This is a genomic window from Cellulosimicrobium marinum (assembly GCF_020551945.1).
Lineage (GTDB): Bacteria > Actinomycetota > Actinomycetes > Actinomycetales > Cellulomonadaceae > Cellulosimicrobium > Cellulosimicrobium marinum.
On sequence record NZ_JAJBZH010000002.1, the window covers coordinates 403,062 to 417,390 of the forward strand.

At 73.4% G+C, this 14,329-nt stretch carries 16 protein-coding genes; 9 read left to right on the forward strand and 7 right to left on the reverse strand.

The genetic code is table 11. The features are described 5' to 3' along the window. Positions 1-33: 33 nt before the first annotated feature. Positions 34-1,215, reverse strand: a complete 1,182-nt coding sequence (locus LGQ04_RS05650; RefSeq protein WP_229242723.1) for a saccharopine dehydrogenase family protein — start codon at positions 1,213-1,215, stop codon at positions 34-36. Positions 1,216-1,240: 25 nt separating this feature from the next. Further along, entirely contained in the window at positions 1,241-1,780 is a 540-nt protein-coding gene (locus LGQ04_RS05655) for a hypothetical protein (protein WP_229242724.1), read from the reverse strand. A gap of 206 nt (positions 1,781-1,986) precedes the next feature. Here LGQ04_RS05655 and LGQ04_RS05660 point away from each other — a divergent pair, with 206 nt between their 5' ends. Together LGQ04_RS05660 and LGQ04_RS05665 are read left to right on the forward strand one after the other, a co-directional pair. Further along, positions 1,987-2,376 (forward strand): hypothetical protein, encoded by a 390-nt coding sequence (locus tag LGQ04_RS05660; RefSeq protein ID WP_229242725.1) that lies wholly within the window; start codon positions 1,987-1,989, stop codon positions 2,374-2,376. A 51-nt stretch (positions 2,377-2,427) separates the two neighbouring features. Next, a complete protein-coding gene (locus LGQ04_RS05665) occupies positions 2,428-3,465 on the forward strand; it encodes a vWA domain-containing protein (RefSeq protein WP_229242726.1) in 1,038 nt (345 codons plus the stop codon). 70 nt (positions 3,466-3,535) lie between these two features. Here the strand turns inward: LGQ04_RS05665 and LGQ04_RS05670 are convergent, their stop codons facing one another. After that, complete coding sequence (locus LGQ04_RS05670; RefSeq protein ID WP_229242727.1) at positions 3,536-4,465, reverse strand: HNH endonuclease; 930 nt, start codon at positions 4,463-4,465, stop codon at positions 3,536-3,538. A 129-nt stretch (positions 4,466-4,594) separates the two neighbouring features. Here LGQ04_RS05670 and LGQ04_RS05675 point away from each other — a divergent pair, with 129 nt between their 5' ends. Continuing rightward, the gene (locus LGQ04_RS05675; RefSeq protein WP_229242728.1) at positions 4,595-4,957 is read left to right on the forward strand and encodes a DUF6841 family protein; all 363 of its coding nucleotides are present in this window, start codon (positions 4,595-4,597) and stop codon (positions 4,955-4,957) included. 9 nt (positions 4,958-4,966) lie between these two features. Here the strand turns inward: LGQ04_RS05675 and LGQ04_RS05680 are convergent, their stop codons facing one another. Then, positions 4,967-6,226, reverse strand: a complete 1,260-nt coding sequence (locus LGQ04_RS05680) for an FAD-dependent monooxygenase (RefSeq protein WP_229242729.1) — start codon at positions 6,224-6,226, stop codon at positions 4,967-4,969. A 340-nt stretch (positions 6,227-6,566) separates the two neighbouring features. Between LGQ04_RS05680 and LGQ04_RS05685 the strand changes: the two genes are divergently transcribed. From LGQ04_RS05685 to LGQ04_RS05700, 4 genes are all read left to right on the forward strand, one after another. Beyond that, entirely contained in the window at positions 6,567-7,121 is a 555-nt protein-coding gene (locus LGQ04_RS05685; protein WP_229242730.1) for a DUF6318 family protein, read from the forward strand. A 59-nt stretch (positions 7,122-7,180) separates the two neighbouring features. Further along, a complete protein-coding gene (locus tag LGQ04_RS05690; protein ID WP_229242731.1) occupies positions 7,181-8,023 on the forward strand; it encodes a hypothetical protein in 843 nt (280 codons plus the stop codon). Between the two features lie 240 nt (positions 8,024-8,263). After that, positions 8,264-8,863 carry a hypothetical protein gene (locus LGQ04_RS05695; RefSeq protein ID WP_229242732.1) on the forward strand — a complete coding sequence of 200 codons (600 nt, stop codon included), beginning with the start codon at positions 8,264-8,266 and terminating at the stop codon, positions 8,861-8,863. A 33-nt stretch (positions 8,864-8,896) separates the two neighbouring features. Next, the gene (locus tag LGQ04_RS05700) at positions 8,897-9,580 is read left to right on the forward strand and encodes a histidine phosphatase family protein (protein ID WP_229242733.1); all 684 of its coding nucleotides are present in this window, start codon (positions 8,897-8,899) and stop codon (positions 9,578-9,580) included. A 144-nt stretch (positions 9,581-9,724) separates the two neighbouring features. Here LGQ04_RS05700 and LGQ04_RS05705 read toward each other — a convergent pair whose 3' ends face one another. Next, positions 9,725-10,366 carry a hypothetical protein gene (locus tag LGQ04_RS05705; protein ID WP_229242734.1) on the reverse strand — a complete coding sequence of 214 codons (642 nt, stop codon included), beginning with the start codon at positions 10,364-10,366 and terminating at the stop codon, positions 9,725-9,727. Positions 10,367-10,490: 124 nt separating this feature from the next. Here LGQ04_RS05705 and LGQ04_RS05710 point away from each other — a divergent pair, with 124 nt between their 5' ends. Continuing rightward, on the forward strand, positions 10,491-10,916 hold the full coding sequence (locus LGQ04_RS05710) for a ChaB family protein (protein WP_229242735.1): 426 nt from the start codon (positions 10,491-10,493) through the stop codon (positions 10,914-10,916). A 185-nt stretch (positions 10,917-11,101) separates the two neighbouring features. Next, positions 11,102-13,291, forward strand: a complete 2,190-nt coding sequence (locus tag LGQ04_RS05715) for a purple acid phosphatase family protein (RefSeq protein WP_229242736.1) — start codon at positions 11,102-11,104, stop codon at positions 13,289-13,291. Between the two features lie 96 nt (positions 13,292-13,387). Here the strand turns inward: LGQ04_RS05715 and LGQ04_RS05720 are convergent, their stop codons facing one another. Both LGQ04_RS05720 and LGQ04_RS05725 read right to left on the reverse strand, forming a co-directional pair. After that, a complete protein-coding gene (locus tag LGQ04_RS05720) occupies positions 13,388-13,678 on the reverse strand; it encodes a hypothetical protein (RefSeq protein ID WP_229242737.1) in 291 nt (96 codons plus the stop codon). Beyond that, on the reverse strand, positions 13,675-14,301 hold the full coding sequence (locus tag LGQ04_RS05725; RefSeq protein WP_229242738.1) for a hypothetical protein: 627 nt from the start codon (positions 14,299-14,301) through the stop codon (positions 13,675-13,677). The genes LGQ04_RS05720 and LGQ04_RS05725 overlap by 4 nt, the downstream gene beginning before the upstream one ends. Positions 14,302-14,329: the final 28 nt, after the last annotated feature.

Below are 14,329 nucleotides of genomic sequence, written 5' to 3' on the forward strand. Positions count from 1 at the left end.
ATGGCCCCCGATACTCCCTCGGTGACCCAGGTTCTACGTCGGCGAACGAGCCGTCACCGTCATCCCGGCATCGCGTGTCGCCGTGAGGAGGGCGTCGAGGCCGAACGCCTGCACCGGGCCGAGGGCGCCGGTGGCGCGGACGCCGCCCGCCGCGGCGCGCATCGCGCCCCACGCGAGGTAGCGGGCCGTGAGGTCGTAGGCGTCCGGTCCGTCGAGCCGCACACGGCGCAGCAGCTCGCCCGACGCCGAGCGTGCGTCGGCGACGACGTGCGTGCGCGACGTCGCACGCCGGGCGGCGTCCGGGCCACCGCCCGACCCCGAGGCCCGCGCCTGCACGGCCCGGCGCACCGCGGGACCGACCCCCGGGAGCCGCAGGGCCGCCGTCGTGCACCCGGTGACGAGGGGGAGGAGCGGCAGCACCCGGCTCGACACCCCGATCGCGACCTCGACGTCCCGCAGGCCCGGTGCCAGCGCGGGCAGGAAGAACGGCTCCGTCCCGCCGGCCGTGACGCCGCGCACCCGCCGCCCCGGCGCGACGTCGAACGACACCACCCGCGCCGCCACGCGCTCGGTGCGCAGCCGGCCGGCGCGCCACGCGTACGACGGCTCCAGCACGGTCGTCAACGCACTGGAACGCGTCCCGCCGCTCGTCCCGCCGCCCGTCGGGAAGTAGCCGATCTCCAGGCGCGTCGCGTCGGCGCCCCCGTCCTGGAGCGCGAGCGCACCCGCCACGTTGCCCGGCACCCAGTCGTGACCGAACGCCGTGAGCAGGGCCGTCCCCGCCCGCCGCGCCCGAGAACCGTGCTCCTCAACCACCCGTCGGATGAACGCCGGCTCGCCCGTCGAGTCCAGGTACGTCGCGCGCGCGTCCACCGCCGCCTCCACCGCGGCCGTGCCGTGCCGCAGGAACGGCCCGACCGTCGACACCAGCACGTCGCCCGGCCCCACCAGCGCCCGCACCGTCCGCGGGTCGTCGACGTCCGCCACCGCCGTGTCGAGGAGCTCCGGTTCGCCGGGGTCCCCGCTGCTGTCGTTCGGGCCTGTCCTGGCGAGGTCCGCGGAGAGCGAGACCAGGCCTCGTCGTGACCGCCCGGCCAGCACCGGTCGCGCACCCCGTGCCACGAGCTCCCGGGCGACCAGCTCGCCCGTGTAGCCCGTCGCACCGAGCAGGACGACGCGGCCCGTGGGGGTAGGGCTGGTCGGGGTGGCGGTCATGCGGGGGCCCTTCTGCAGGGGAGACCTACTCGCCCAGGGATACCAGCACGACGGTCGCGTCGTCGACGTCGAGGTAGGCCGTCGAGACGAAGCCCGACTCGGCGAACCGCGCGTCGAGCGCCGGGCCGGTGAGCAGGGGACCGTCCGGCAGCGCGCCCGCGATCCCCTCGACGACGTCGGGCTGCTCAGAGGTCTCTTGCGGCGCGGTCTCGTCCGCAAGGGTCTGCGCGACCGCCGGGTCGAGCTCGACGACCGCGTCGATCCAGTACGTCGTCGGGCCGGGGACGTCCTCGTCGCCGACCGTGCCCGACGACCACGTCGCCGACACCGGGGTCCCCAGCGCGGAGAACCGGTCCGTCAGCGGGGCGAGGTCCGAGCGCACCTCGCCCGTGCCGTTCTTCGCAGGGGTCCCGTCCATCGTCGTCTCCCTCGTGCCGTCGGTGGTGCGGTCTCCCGGGTCGGAACCCGGGGTGCAGGCGGTGAGCGCGAGCACGACGGCGAGGGCCGCCGTCGGGCCGGCGAGGTGCCGGGACCGTCCGGCCACGGTCGGTCGTGCGTTGGTCATCGGTCCTCCGTGACGGGCTCGACGACGGCGGACCCCGACTCGCCGACCGTCCAGGAGACGGTGAGCTGGACACTACCGGTGCTGTCGAACGGCTCGGCTGGGTCCGCTGCCCTCCGTGCTCGAGTGATCCGCTTTCCCCCCGGATGCGGGTGAAACCCTCTGCGCACCCGTTGCGCACGTGCAGTTACTGCACATACTCTGGTGGCGTGACCACCGACCCGCAGCGACAGCCCCGACCTCGGCTCGACGCCGCCCGTGCGGCGTTCGACGAAGCGTCGTCGGCCGCGCCGGGAGAGGCGGTGGAGCCCTTGGCACGGGCGCGCGGCCTGCTCGACGCGGCGCTCGACGAGGCGATGGCCGAGGCGCTGCTCGCCGGGTCGTCGATGCGGTCGGTCGCCGAGGAGGCAGGCGTCGCGCCGAACACCGTGCCGCCGCGGCTCGGGCGCACGCAGTCGCTCGGCGGGTACTCCGGCCCCGACGGCCGCGTCTCGGCCGAGGGCGTCACCCGGGCCCGCTACGACCGGGAGCGAGGAACCCCGCCGCCCGCCGCGCCGTCGTCCACGGAACCGCTGCGGTTCCGCCGACGCCGCAGCTGAACCACCCTCTTCTCCAGCCACCCGCCCAGCAGCACGACGAAGGGAACCGCCATGCCCGACAACACCCTCACCCACCTCGCGATGCTGCTCGACCGGTCCGGCTCGATGCAGGCGATCAAGGCCGCGACGGAGCAGGGCTTCGACCTGTTCCTGTCCGAGCAGCGCGAAGCCCCCGGCCGCTGCACCGTCACGCTCGCGCAGTTCGACAACGAGTACGAGGAGGTCTACACCGACCTCGACCTGCGCGACGTCCCGCCGCTCGAGCTGCGCCCGCGCGGCATGACCGCCCTGCTCGACTCCATCGGGCGCCTCGTCCAGACGACCGCCCTGCGCATCGCCCAGCTCCCCGACGAGCAGCGCCCCGCGACCGTCATCGTCGGCATCATGACCGACGGCCACGAGAACGCCTCGAAGGAGTACACGCACGCCGCGATCAAGGCGCTCGTCACCGAGCGCGAGGAGACGTTCGGCTGGACCTTCCTCTACATGGGCGCCAACCAGGACGCCATCGAGGTCGGCGCGTCCCTCGGCGTCAAGCGCGAACGGTCCCTCACGTACGAGGCGGGCAACGTCGGCCAGGCGTACGCCGCGACGTCCCGCGCGCTCAACGACCTGCGCGGCGCCGTCCACGCCGGCGCCGCGCCCGCCGCCGCCCGCGACCAGCACGCCGTCTACTCCCAGGCCGAACGCGACCAGGCCGCCGCACCGCGCGGGTCCGGGCGCGGCCACGGCACCACGGCGTCGCCGTTCAGCGAGGCCGAGCTCGTCGCCTACCTGCGGTCCGTCGCCTGGTCCGGGCGGCCGACGCTCGGTGACGTCGCCACCCACGGCGGAGGCGCCGTCGTCCACGCCACCGTCCACGGCGTCCCCGTGTTCCTCAACGCCGACACCTCGAGCACCGCCCTCCAGGAACTCGTCGACGCCGCAGCCCGCGGACCGCTGCCCTGGTCCGTCATCGCGAACCGCGCCGGCCAGCTCAACAAGGTCACCTTCCGGTCCGACCGCGCCCGCGTCCCCGGGTTCTACTGCTACACCCACGACGTCCAGCCCACGGCCGGACGGCTCGGCGTCGTCACCGCCGCCCGCTGAGTGCCCGACGGCGCGTGGCCGGCTGCGACGTGGACCCTTCTCGGGGTTCGAGCACGACGGGCTCAGCGGATCAGATCCTCGGCGTGGGTTCGACAGAGCGCTGGTCCGCAGCAGATACCTGCCCGAACCTCTCGTAGCGCCAGGCGAGAAGTTCTCGGTCGGGTCGGTCGGTGCGCCGACGCGGAAGCGTGATGCTATGGCCGTGCATCTCTTGGAGCCCGTGCTTGAGCATCGGCCCGTCGATCTCTTCGAGCAGGTCGAGGGCGATGCGGACCTCGCCGTCGGGGGTGACGCCGAGCATGTTCTGGTCATAAGCCGCGTGGTGGATCTTGCACAGAGCAAGGCCGTTGTTCACCGTGGGGAGTCCGCGCTCGTCGCTGTCCGGCACGATGTGGGCCGCGTCGAGAAGGGCGCCGTGCTTGAGCTCGCAGATGGCGCACCGGGTCTCATAGGCGACGAGGACACGCGTGCGGAATGCGGGCTGGTGAAGTCGCTGTCTGGCAAGGCGGAGTGCGTACTCACGCTGGGGCGTCGTGAGGTGGCGTGCGTCGGGGATGAACCGAAACGCCTCGTCGAGGGCAATGAGGAACTGCCGGCTCTCCGGCTCGTCATCGACAACGTAGACGGGCGCGACGGGGGTGTAGATGTTCTTGACTTCCTTGCGGAACAGGATGAGCGGCATGCCGCTCTGCATCGCGTGGCGAAGCTTGCGGTTGTCGCCGCTCCATGGGTCGCCCTTGCGGTACGCGTAGTGGAGCAATCCGTCCTCGGACTCGGTGTCGTCGTACGGTCCGTCGGCAACGCTGACGATGGAGAGGGTAGAGCCGAACGCCTGGGGGTTGCGGATGCCGCGCGAGTAATCGATCACGGGGAGCTTGCGGCCGTCGATGTGGAAGTCGAGCAGTTCGTCGCGGCGCAGGAATCCACCGTTCGCCTCGGCGCGCTCGTGGACCCACTGGATGATCCGAACGCGGAGCGCGGCTTCGACGGCAGATTCCATGGACGCAGCTCACCAGGCAATATGTCGGGATTCAAGGTCGAGCCGGGTGAAGTCTGAGGGGAGCGACACCGGGACTCGCCGCACCGGGCGCGCTCGCGGAGGGACTTGGCGTCTGGCTAGCGTCATCGGATGGACACCACGACGAGGACGCGGGAGTTCTTCGACGGCTACCGGCGGGCGCTGCTCGCCCGGGACGAGCAGGCGCTCGCGGACCTGTACGCGGTGCCGGCGCTGATCCTGTTCCCGGGACGGTCGTTGCCGGTGACGGACCGGGAGCAGACGGCGGAGTTCTTCGCGTCGGCGTTCGGCCAGTACGAGGAGGTGGCGGGCATGACGGCGGAGGTCGTGGTCGTCGCCCAGGCGCCGCACAGCGTGTGGGCGGACGTGACGTGGCGCCACGACACGTTGGAGTCGGAGCGGTTCGTGTACCAGTTGCTCGACGAGAGCGGGATCTGGCGGATCGCGGTCCTCACGCCGTTGCCGGTCGGCTGAGCGGGCGTCTCACCGGTCGGTGGTCGGGGGCGGTCGCCAGCCCATCACGCCGTCGAGCGCGCGGGTGCCGAGGGACGCGGCCCACGTGCCGGCGAGGCGGGCGCCGACGTCGCGGGCGCCGGTGGCCAGCGGTGAGGTCCAGCGGGTCGGGGCGGCGACCTGCACGGACAGCCGCATGACGGAGGCGACGCGGGGTCGACGTTCGGCGGACCAGCGTTGGAGGGCCGTGGCGACCTCGACGGCGTGGGTGCTGCGCGACGTCGGGCCCCCACCGCCTTGCCCGGCGGACGGGACGGGCAGGTGCGCGCCGAGGACGACGGCGTCCTCGATCGCCTGGCAGCCGCCCTGCCCGACGTTGGGGAGCATGGCGTGGGCGGCGTCCCCGACGAGCGCGACGCGACCGGTCGCGAGGGTCGCCGGCGGTGCGGGCAGGTGCCGCAGGTCGTGCCGCAGCACCTGCCCGGGGTCGACGGACGCGAGCAGCTCGGGGATCGGGTCGTGCCAGTGGGCGAGGCGCTCGCGCAGCGCGTCGAAGGTGACGGGCACGCCTGCGCGGTCGGCGACGGACACGTACGCGTAGACGCGCCCGTCGGCGAGCGGCACGAGGCCGACGACGATCCCGCGACCCCACGTCTCGCTGCCCACGACGCCGCCGCGCGGGGCGGGCGCGACGAGCCGCCACGCCGTCGACCCGCCGTGGACCGGCCTCGGGGCGTACGGCCACCAGCGGGCCCGGGTGGGGGAGTCGATGCCGTCCGCGGCGACGACGAGGTCGGCCTCCACCTCGCTCACGGGCACGCCGTCGTCGGGCTCGACCGTGCCGGGCGGGGCTGCGTCGGACACCTGCACCCGGGCCGGCGCGCCCCCGTCCCCCGGGTGCACGACGGCGCCGCTCACCCCGAGCCGCAGCGCGCCGTCGGGCAGGGCGCGGGCGAGCAGGTCGACGAGCTGTGCGCGGTGCAGCACGAGGGTCCGGTCGCCGAACCGGGCGCCCGCGTCGGAGGCGTCCGCACGCACCAGCCAGCGTCCGTCAGGGCGACGCATGCCGACCTCGCCCTGCAACGTCGCGAGGTCGCGCAGCGGCTCGTCGAGACCGAGCGCGCCGAGCGCACGCACCGCGTTCGGCGCGACCGCGATGCCCGCCCCGACCGGGTCGAGCGACCGCGCCCGCTCGAGGACGATGACGTCCCACCCCGCCCGTGCGAGGGACACCCCCGACGCGAGGCCGCCGATCCCTCCGCCGACCACCAGGGCACGCGCCGCGCTCACTGCTCGTCTCCGTCCGTCACGGCACGACGGTACCGACACCGACCCCGGGCGCGAACCCCTCGCGACGCCGGTCCGTCCGCTCGCCGTTCCTCGGGCGGGTGTGGCCGACTGTTGTCCACAGTGCGGGCGGACGGGTTCCGTCGCGGGGTCGGTTTCGCTAGGTTCTGGGGCAGTTCGTGCAGCGTCGTCCGGGTCGGGTGGCGTGCAGGGGGTCTGCCGCAGGGGGAAAGTCATGCCTTTCGTGGGTCGTTCGTCGCGTCGTGCCCGACGTCGTCCGGTCGCCGCGGGGTGTCGGGGCGCCCGGTACGCGGGGTTCCGGGTTGCCGGGGCGGTGCTGGTGGTGAGTCTGGTCGTGTCCGGGTGCACGGGTGATCCGGTCGAGCCCGAGACGTCGACGAGCTCGAGCAGCACTGTCGATCCGACGCCGACCGAGACGCCCGAGCCGACGCCGACCGAGACCGGCCCGACCAAACCCGCGCGTCCCGCCGCGATGGACCAGCACGACGCCGAGGGCGCCGCCGCCGCCGCGGAGTACTTCCTCGAGCTCTACCCGTACGTCATGACCACCGGCGACACCGCCGAGTGGGAAGCCATGTCACACGAAGCGTGCGAGTCGTGTCAAGGCATGCTCGATAGCGCGAGTTTGCGAGCCCAGGACGGCGACATCTTCGAGGGCGGCGAGACCCGTGTCGTGGTTGGCGAGACCTACGTGCAGGACGAATTGACGGGCCTCTTCCCTCTTGATCTTGAGGTCACTCAGGATCCTGTCCAGATCGCGAGCCGCGGGGGCGAGATTCTCTACGCCGAGGACCAGCGGACCTTCGCCGCCCGGGCAGAGATGGGTGTACGCGATGGCGACTGGGTTGTCTTTGGCTTCGCGGAGATTCCCGCGTGAGGCGCGGCGTTGCCGCATCCATCGCCGGTACAGCGTCCTTCGTCCTCATACTCCACCCAGTGCATGCAGGTGCGGTCGAGGGCAAGTACGGAGATGGCCTCGCCGGAGATGTTCAGCGCGACAATGTCACCGTCGAGGCAGCGGAGCGGGCGACGTGGGGTGGGGGTGTGTTCGAGGCGGGTGCGGATGGCGGGCCGGCGACGGAGCGGTTCTGGCGTGCGGACGCGAGCCGGTGTCTGACGGTGGATCTGGCGGGCTCGGCGGAGGTGTTGCGGCAGTCGTGCGCGGAGGGGACCGAGGTCGCGACGGCGGGGGTGGAGTGCGGGGAGGACGAGCACACGCTGGACCCGTTGTACCGCCAGACGCGCACGGTGGGCGCCGACGGTGCGGTCGGGGCGTGGACGTTGGAGGAGGTCCTCAACGAGGGCGACTGCGTGTCCCCGGCGGACCTGCTCGCCGAGGCCGAGCGGCAGTTCGCGTCCCTGCCGATCGTCCCGTCGCAGGTGGTGGTGCAGCCGCCGGACGGGTGGACCCTGGTCAACGTCCCCACGATCACCTACACCCAGGACGAGCCGCAGGTCCTGGCGGCGACGCTGCTGGGTATCGGGGTGGAGATCCGCGCGACCCCTGAGTCGTTCGCGTGGGACTACGCCGACGGCACGGACCCCGTGGTCACGACCGACCCGGGGGCGCCGTACCCGGACCACACGGTCCACCACACGTACGTCGAGCCGGTGGAGTCGGTGGCGATCGGGCTGACCACGACGTGGTCGGGCCAGTTCCGCATCACCGGGTCGCCGACGTGGACCGACGTGCCCGGCACCGCCACGACCACCAGCACGGCCGAACCGTTGCGCGTGTACGAAGCCCGCTCCCGCCTGGTGACCGACACGCTCGACTGAACCACCCGCCGTCGGGCACCCGCGCCGCCTGACGTACGCCGAGAACGACCCTGCTCGCCGCCGACCACGAGGTTGCTGCCGTTCTGCCGCTCAGAACGACATCAACCTCGTGCTCGGCGGGCGTCCGGCCCGCGCGAGCGAGTCACGCCACCGGCCGACCGAGACCAGCGCACGACGCACGACGCACGACACACGACACACGACACACGACACCCAGCACACGACACGAGGGGGAAGCACATGAGGACGACACGAGCACGGGGCGCAGGACGACCGGCGAGCGCGGGAGGTCGACGTGCCGGGAGGTCGCTCGGCGCGGTGCTCGTCGGTCTGTCGGCGGCGGCGGCGCTGTCCGCGTGCGCGACCGGAACCGACACGGCCGGCGCGGCGGACGGGGCGTCGTCGGCCGTCGCCGAGGACCCGACGACGGCGGAGGCGACCGACCCGGTGCCGCTGACGTACGAGGAGATCCTCGACAAGGCGGAGGTGCGGCTGCGTGACGTGTTCCTGGCGGAGGTCGTCGAGGAGTGTCTGGCTCGTGCGGGGGACACCGGACCGGTCGAGGTGAGCGGTGCGGAGGTGCCGTGCCCCACGACGGGTTCGGTCCCGGCCGTCGGTGCCCCGGTGGAGACGACGTGGGGCGAGCACCGCTGGGACGTCGAGCTGGACGACGAGATGTCCACGTTCACGGTGACGTTCACCCCGACGGAGGGCTCGCCGCTGCTGGTGATCGAGATCAACGGTGACGTCGAGTCGGTGACCGGGGCGACCCTCACCGGCTCGCTCGACCCGATGGTGCGGTTCAACCCGTTCACGGTCGAGACGCTCGTCTGGTCGTAGGGTGGCGGGGGTACCCCCGCGAACCGGAGAACCATGCGCCTGCTGCTCGTCCGTCACGGACAGACCCCGTCCAACGTCGTCGGCCTGCTCGACACGGCACTGCCGGGGCCGGGCCTGACCGCTCTCGGTTCGCGTCAGGCCGCCGCGGTGCCGGAGGCGCTCGCGGACCGCGTGGTGCACGGGGTCGCGGTGTCGACGCTGGTCCGCACCCACCAGACCGCCGCGCCGCTCGTCGAGCACCTCGGGCTGGACCCGGTGGAGCTCGACGGGCTGCGCGAGATCGACGCGGGCGACCTCGAGATGTCGGGCCGGCACGAGGACCACGTGACCTATCTCGAGACCGTGTTCGCGTGGGGTGCGCGCGACCTGGGTCGGCGCATGCCCGGTGGGCCCGACGGCGCGACCTTCCTCGACCGGTTCGACGACGCCGTGGCGCAGGTCGCCGGAGCGGGGTGGGAGACCGCCGTCGTGGTGTCGCACGGTGCGGCGATCCGCTCGTGGGCGTCGGCGCGTGCGGAAGGCGTCGACCTGCACCGGATGGCGTACACGCCGCTCGCCAACACCGGGCTCGTCGAGGTGGAGGGCGACCCGGTGGCCGGGTGGCGCTTCGTCGGCGTGAGCGACGGCCCGCTCGGCGGGCACCTGCTCGAGGACGAGCTCGCCGACGACCCGACGGGCGAGTCCGTCGGCGAGGAACGGGTCGACGCCGAACGCTGACGCACGCACCCGGGCGCCCCGTCCTCCCGCGGAAACCTTGGTACTACTTCGGGAACCTCGGTTCTACCTCGGGGACCTCGGTACTACCTCGGGAACCTCGGTACTACCTCGGGGCCGGGGTTCTTGCGGCGACGGTGCCGTCGGTCAGGGCGCGGGGAGGACGATCGTCGTGACGACGTCCGTCACGGCGGGGCGGCGCGGGGTCGAGCCGAAGCCGAACCGCACCGGCGGGTCCACGGGCGCCAGGCCGCCCAGGGGTTCGCCGCCCCAGGTCGTCACGGCGCCGTCGATCTCGTGCACGTCGGTCGCGCCGTAGTGCTCGGTCCGCCCGGACCCGGCGCTGCCGCGCGTGCGCACGCCGTGCAGCAGCGCTCGCGCCACCGGGTCGGTGACGGCGGTGACGTGCCGAGACGCCGCCACACGGTCGGGCACCACGCGCAGGACACGCCCGAGCGTCGTCCGGCGCCCGACGGCGACACGCGCCTCCAGCGGTCCCGCCGCCACGTGCCACGCGGAGCCGCTGCGACCCGCCGGTCCGTCGTCGACCTCGCCGCCCTCGACGGTCACCGGGACCACCTCCACGCGGTCGAAGGTGTACGTCGAGCCGACGAGGTCGGCGACCTCGGCCGTCGGTGCGAGCAGGACACGCTCGCCGTCCGGCCGTTCGACCATGACGTCGGCGAAGCCGCCGAGGGGCGTGACGTCCCAGCGGCCGACGACGAAGCGCGTCCCGGACGCGGTGCCCCACCCGGCGATCCGGCCTCGGAACACGAGCGCGCGCGACATCCCGGCAGCCTAGGCCCGCACCGCGCCCGCCGCCCGCTCCCGCCGCCGCTCCCACGTGGCGAGCGGCCGCGGGGGGCGGGACGCTCGACGAAGGCGGCGCGCGCCGTCGGGCAGGAGGAGCACGGTGCCTAAGACGACGCGGGACGGGGACGCGAGGGAGTCGGAGATCCCGAGCACGCTGCAGCGCTCCGACGAGAAGGCGCAGCGGACGTTCGCCAAGGCGTACGACGCGGCGATGGAGCAGTACGGCTCGGCGGAGCGGGCGAGCCGGGTGGCGTTCGCGGCGCTCAAGCACACGCACGAGAAGATCGGCGACCACTGGGAGCCGAAGCAGGAGCCGGGGCCGTCGGACGAGCGGGCCGAGGAGGGCGGGCTCGACTCGACGGCGGAGACGGCGGGTGGGGTCGACGCGAACGCGACGAAGGAGCACCTCCTGGACGTCGCGCGTCGTCTGGACGTGGACGGGCGGTCGTCGATGACGAAGGACGAGCTCGTCGACGCGATCCAGCGGGCGAACGACCGTGCGACGCGGCACGCGCGCGGCGACTGACCCCGCCGCACCGGCCGGCGTATGCGCCACCTGATCGTCTCGCGGCGTTCATCCGTGCGACGGGTACGGGTCATTCCGCCTCCGTACGGTGACAGCGCTTCCCATCTGCTTCCTCCCCTGGGTCCGCGCGGCCACGGTGGTCCGATGCCCGTCGCCGTGCAGGCCCCTGACCTGCGAAGGAACCCATGAACCTCCCTGCCTCCCGGCGGTCCGGCGTGCCCGCGCGCGCGACCGCCTCGACGCTGACCGCCGCGCTCGTCGGCAGCCTGCTCGTCGCGGCGTCGACCGCGACCGCGACCACCGCCACCGCGACCACCGCGACCGCGGCCGACCGGGCCGACGAGTCCCTGCTCAGCACGAGCGGCACCACCTGGCGCTACCTCGAGGACAACACCGACCCCGCCGGTGACGACCCGGACCCGCGCGTGTGGACGACCACCGCCTACGACGACTCCGCCTGGAAGACGGGCACGGGCGCGTTCGGCGCCAAGCGGGGCCAGCCCACCGGCATCGGCGCGGCGTTCCCCGTCACGACGCTGCTCACGCAGTACCTCCCCGGCACGACGACGGACGTGCCGACGTTCTTCTTCCGCACCGACGTGGACCTCACGGCGGCGCAGCTCGACGACGTCCCGGCGTTCGAGGGCGAGATCGTCTACGACGACGCCGCGATCGTCTACGTCAACGGCGAGGAGGTCGTGCGCCTCGGCGATGACGACCGCGAGATCACGCAGAACCTCCAGTACCACGGCAACAGCCGGACCGACCCGGTGACGGGCACCTTCGTGGTGCCCGCGGACGCGTTCCGCGCGGGGGAGAACACGATCTCGGTCGCGCTCTACCAGGACGCGCCGACGAGCTCGGACATCTACCTCGACGTCCGCTCGCTCGTCCCGACGCACGGCGAGGTCCGTGACGTCGCGCTCAACGTCGGCGCGGACGAGACGCAGGCGAACGTCGCCTGGTTCTCGACCCTGCCCGGCGCCGGCGAGGTGCAGTGGGTCGGTCCCGACGCACGCACCGCCGAGGGCGAGATCGACTGGTCGGCCGCGGAGTCGGCGTCGGCCACGAGCGGGACGGCGGCCGACGGCGCGACCTACCACCACGCCACCCTCACGGACCTGGAGGAGCACACCGCGTACACGTACCGCGTGGGCGGGGCGGCGACGGGCTGGTCGGAGCCGGCGACGTTCGACACGGGCACGTTCGCGGACGAGTTCTCGTTCCTGTTCATCGGCGACGCGCAGATCGGCGCGAGCGGCAACGCGACGAACGACGCCGCGCGCTGGGCGGAGAACCTCGGCACGATGACGGCGCGCCACCCGGACGCGTCGCTCCTCCTCTCGGCGGGCGACCAGGTGGAGCACGCCGGCAGCGCCGAGCAGTACACGGGCTTCCTCGCGCCGCGGCAGATGCGCGAGCTGCGGTTCGCGACGCAGGACGGCAACCACGACACGGCGAGCGCGCTGTACGACCAGCACTTCGCCATGCCCAACCTGTCGGCCGAGCAGCGGCGCGACTACTGGTACGGCTACAACGACATGCTCGTCGTCGGGATCGACTCGAACGACTGGAGCGAGGCCGACGTCGCCGGGCACGAGGCGTTCCTGCGCGACGTGATCGGCACGCACGGCGACGACTACTCGTGGGTGCTCGTGACGTTCCACCACTCGCTGTACAGCCAGGCGTTCCACTCGCGCGACCGCGACGTCGTCGCGCTGCGCGAGGCGCTGTCGCCCGTGTTCAGCGAGCTCGGCGTCGACCTGGTCCTCGCGGGCCACGACCACATCTACACGCGCAGCCACCTCATGGAGGGCACGACGCCGGTCGACCCGGCGGCCACGCCCGCCGTGGGCGACGTGCTCGTCCCCGAGGGCGACCAGGTGCTGTACGTGACGGGCAACTCCGCGAGCGGCTCGAAGTACTACGGGTTCGACGGCGAGAAGCCGTGGACGGCGTGGTGGGAGCAGGAGCGCACGCCCAGCTACTCCGACGTCGACGTCACGCCCGAGGCGTTGACGATCACGACGTACGAGACGGCGACCGAGCGCGTCATGGACCGGGTGACGCTCAGCCGCGCGCCGCAGGGCCCGGAGCTCACGCAGGTCACGGCGGAGAGCCGCTGCCTCGCGGGCAGGGCCTACGTCGCGGTGCGTGCGACGAACGGTGAGGACGTGCCCGTCGACGTGACCCTCGCGACGCCGTTCGGCACGCGGACGGTCGCGGACCTCGCCCCCGGCAAGGCGGCGTACCAGTCGTTCGCGACCCGTGCCACGTCGGTCGAGGCCGGCACGGTGACCGTCACGGGCGCGCTGCCCGACGGCGGCGCCTCCCGCACGGTCGACGTCCCCGTCGCGGCGCTCACCTGCGGCTGACGGAGGACGACACAGGAGCGGGGCGTCCCGACCTGTCAGCGCCGGGTCGACCTCCGGGTCGACGGGGTGCTGACAGGTCCGGGGCGCCCCGACGTGTCAGCGCGGGGGGTACTCGCCGGAGCGGATCTTGCGCATGGCGAGGACGCGGACCCAGATCGCGAAGACGCCGAGCGCGGTGCCGGTCACGACGCCGAACCAGCGGGCGGCGTTCTTGCCCTCACCCTCCCACGCACCCGTGAGGAGCCCGCCGAGGAGCAGGGCGGCGATGCCGAGGGACAGCGTGGCGATGACGGGCAGCCAGTACTTGACGAGGCGGATCGCGCCCTCGGGCGTGCGTCCCCCACGGCGCGGCGGGGGAGGCGGGGCCTGGCCGGGGTAGTGGCTCATCGCAGCGCGGTGCGCAGCGCGTCGAGCGCGGCGGCGGTGTCGGCGAGGGTCTCGTCCTGGATGGTCAGCGCGCCGTCGGGCCCGGTGGGCTCGGTCGCGACCTTCCACGTCCCGGCGTCGTCGCGGTGCACGGCGGCCGCGACGGACCCGGTGCGGGTCGTGACCTTGACGCTCACGCTGACGGCCGCGTCGCCGGCGTCCTCGACGCCCTGGCGGGCGAGGTCGACGCCGCCGTCCACGAGGTCGGACCCCGGCCGGACGGGCAGGACGTCCCACGTGTCGAGGCCGCGCGGGCTCACGAGGAGGCCGTTGCCGCCGACCCCCACGAGGATCGCGGCGTCGGTGCGGTCGCGGCGGACGATGCCGACCTCGACCCACCGGTCGGCGCCCGTGAGGACGCCGCTCACCCCGCCCGCGTTGCCGACGGGCGCGACCTGCCCGTCCGTGGCGACCGCGAGGCCGCGGACGAGCAGCGAGGAGAGCCCGGCGCGCCGCGCCTCGGGCGACGCCTGGATCTCGGTGAGTCGCAGGCTCGTCGCGGACTGCGTCGCGGCGTCACCCTTCTGGAAGGTGAGGAGGGCGGCGAGCTCGAACGACGTGAACGGCATCGCGGGGTTCGTCACAGGGGTCTCCGGCGGGTAGCGGGTGCTC

What these genes read in the sequence shown, in the direction of transcription:
- LGQ04_RS05675 (WP_229242728.1), top strand. Translation starts at nt 4,595, where the DNA reads ATGGACACCACGACGAGGACGCGGGAGTTCTTCGACGGCTACCGGCGG.
- LGQ04_RS05700 (WP_229242733.1), top strand. Translation starts at nt 8,897, where the DNA reads ATGCGCCTGCTGCTCGTCCGTCACGGACAGACCCCGTCCAACGTCGTC.
- LGQ04_RS05715 (WP_229242736.1), top strand. Translation starts at nt 11,102, where the DNA reads ATGAACCTCCCTGCCTCCCGGCGGTCCGGCGTGCCCGCGCGCGCGACC.
- LGQ04_RS05650 (WP_229242723.1), bottom strand. Translation starts at nt 1,215, where the DNA reads ATGACCGCCACCCCGACCAGCCCTACCCCCACGGGCCGCGTCGTCCTG.
- LGQ04_RS05670 (WP_229242727.1), bottom strand. Translation starts at nt 4,465, where the DNA reads ATGGAATCTGCCGTCGAAGCCGCGCTCCGCGTTCGGATCATCCAGTGG.
- LGQ04_RS05665 (WP_229242726.1), top strand. Translation starts at nt 2,428, where the DNA reads ATGCCCGACAACACCCTCACCCACCTCGCGATGCTGCTCGACCGGTCC.
- LGQ04_RS05655 (WP_229242724.1), bottom strand. Translation starts at nt 1,780, where the DNA reads ATGACCAACGCACGACCGACCGTGGCCGGACGGTCCCGGCACCTCGCC.
- LGQ04_RS05695 (WP_229242732.1), top strand. Translation starts at nt 8,264, where the DNA reads ATGAGGACGACACGAGCACGGGGCGCAGGACGACCGGCGAGCGCGGGA.
- LGQ04_RS05705 (WP_229242734.1), bottom strand. Translation starts at nt 10,366, where the DNA reads ATGTCGCGCGCGCTCGTGTTCCGAGGCCGGATCGCCGGGTGGGGCACC.
- LGQ04_RS05720 (WP_229242737.1), bottom strand. Translation starts at nt 13,678, where the DNA reads ATGAGCCACTACCCCGGCCAGGCCCCGCCTCCCCCGCCGCGCCGTGGG.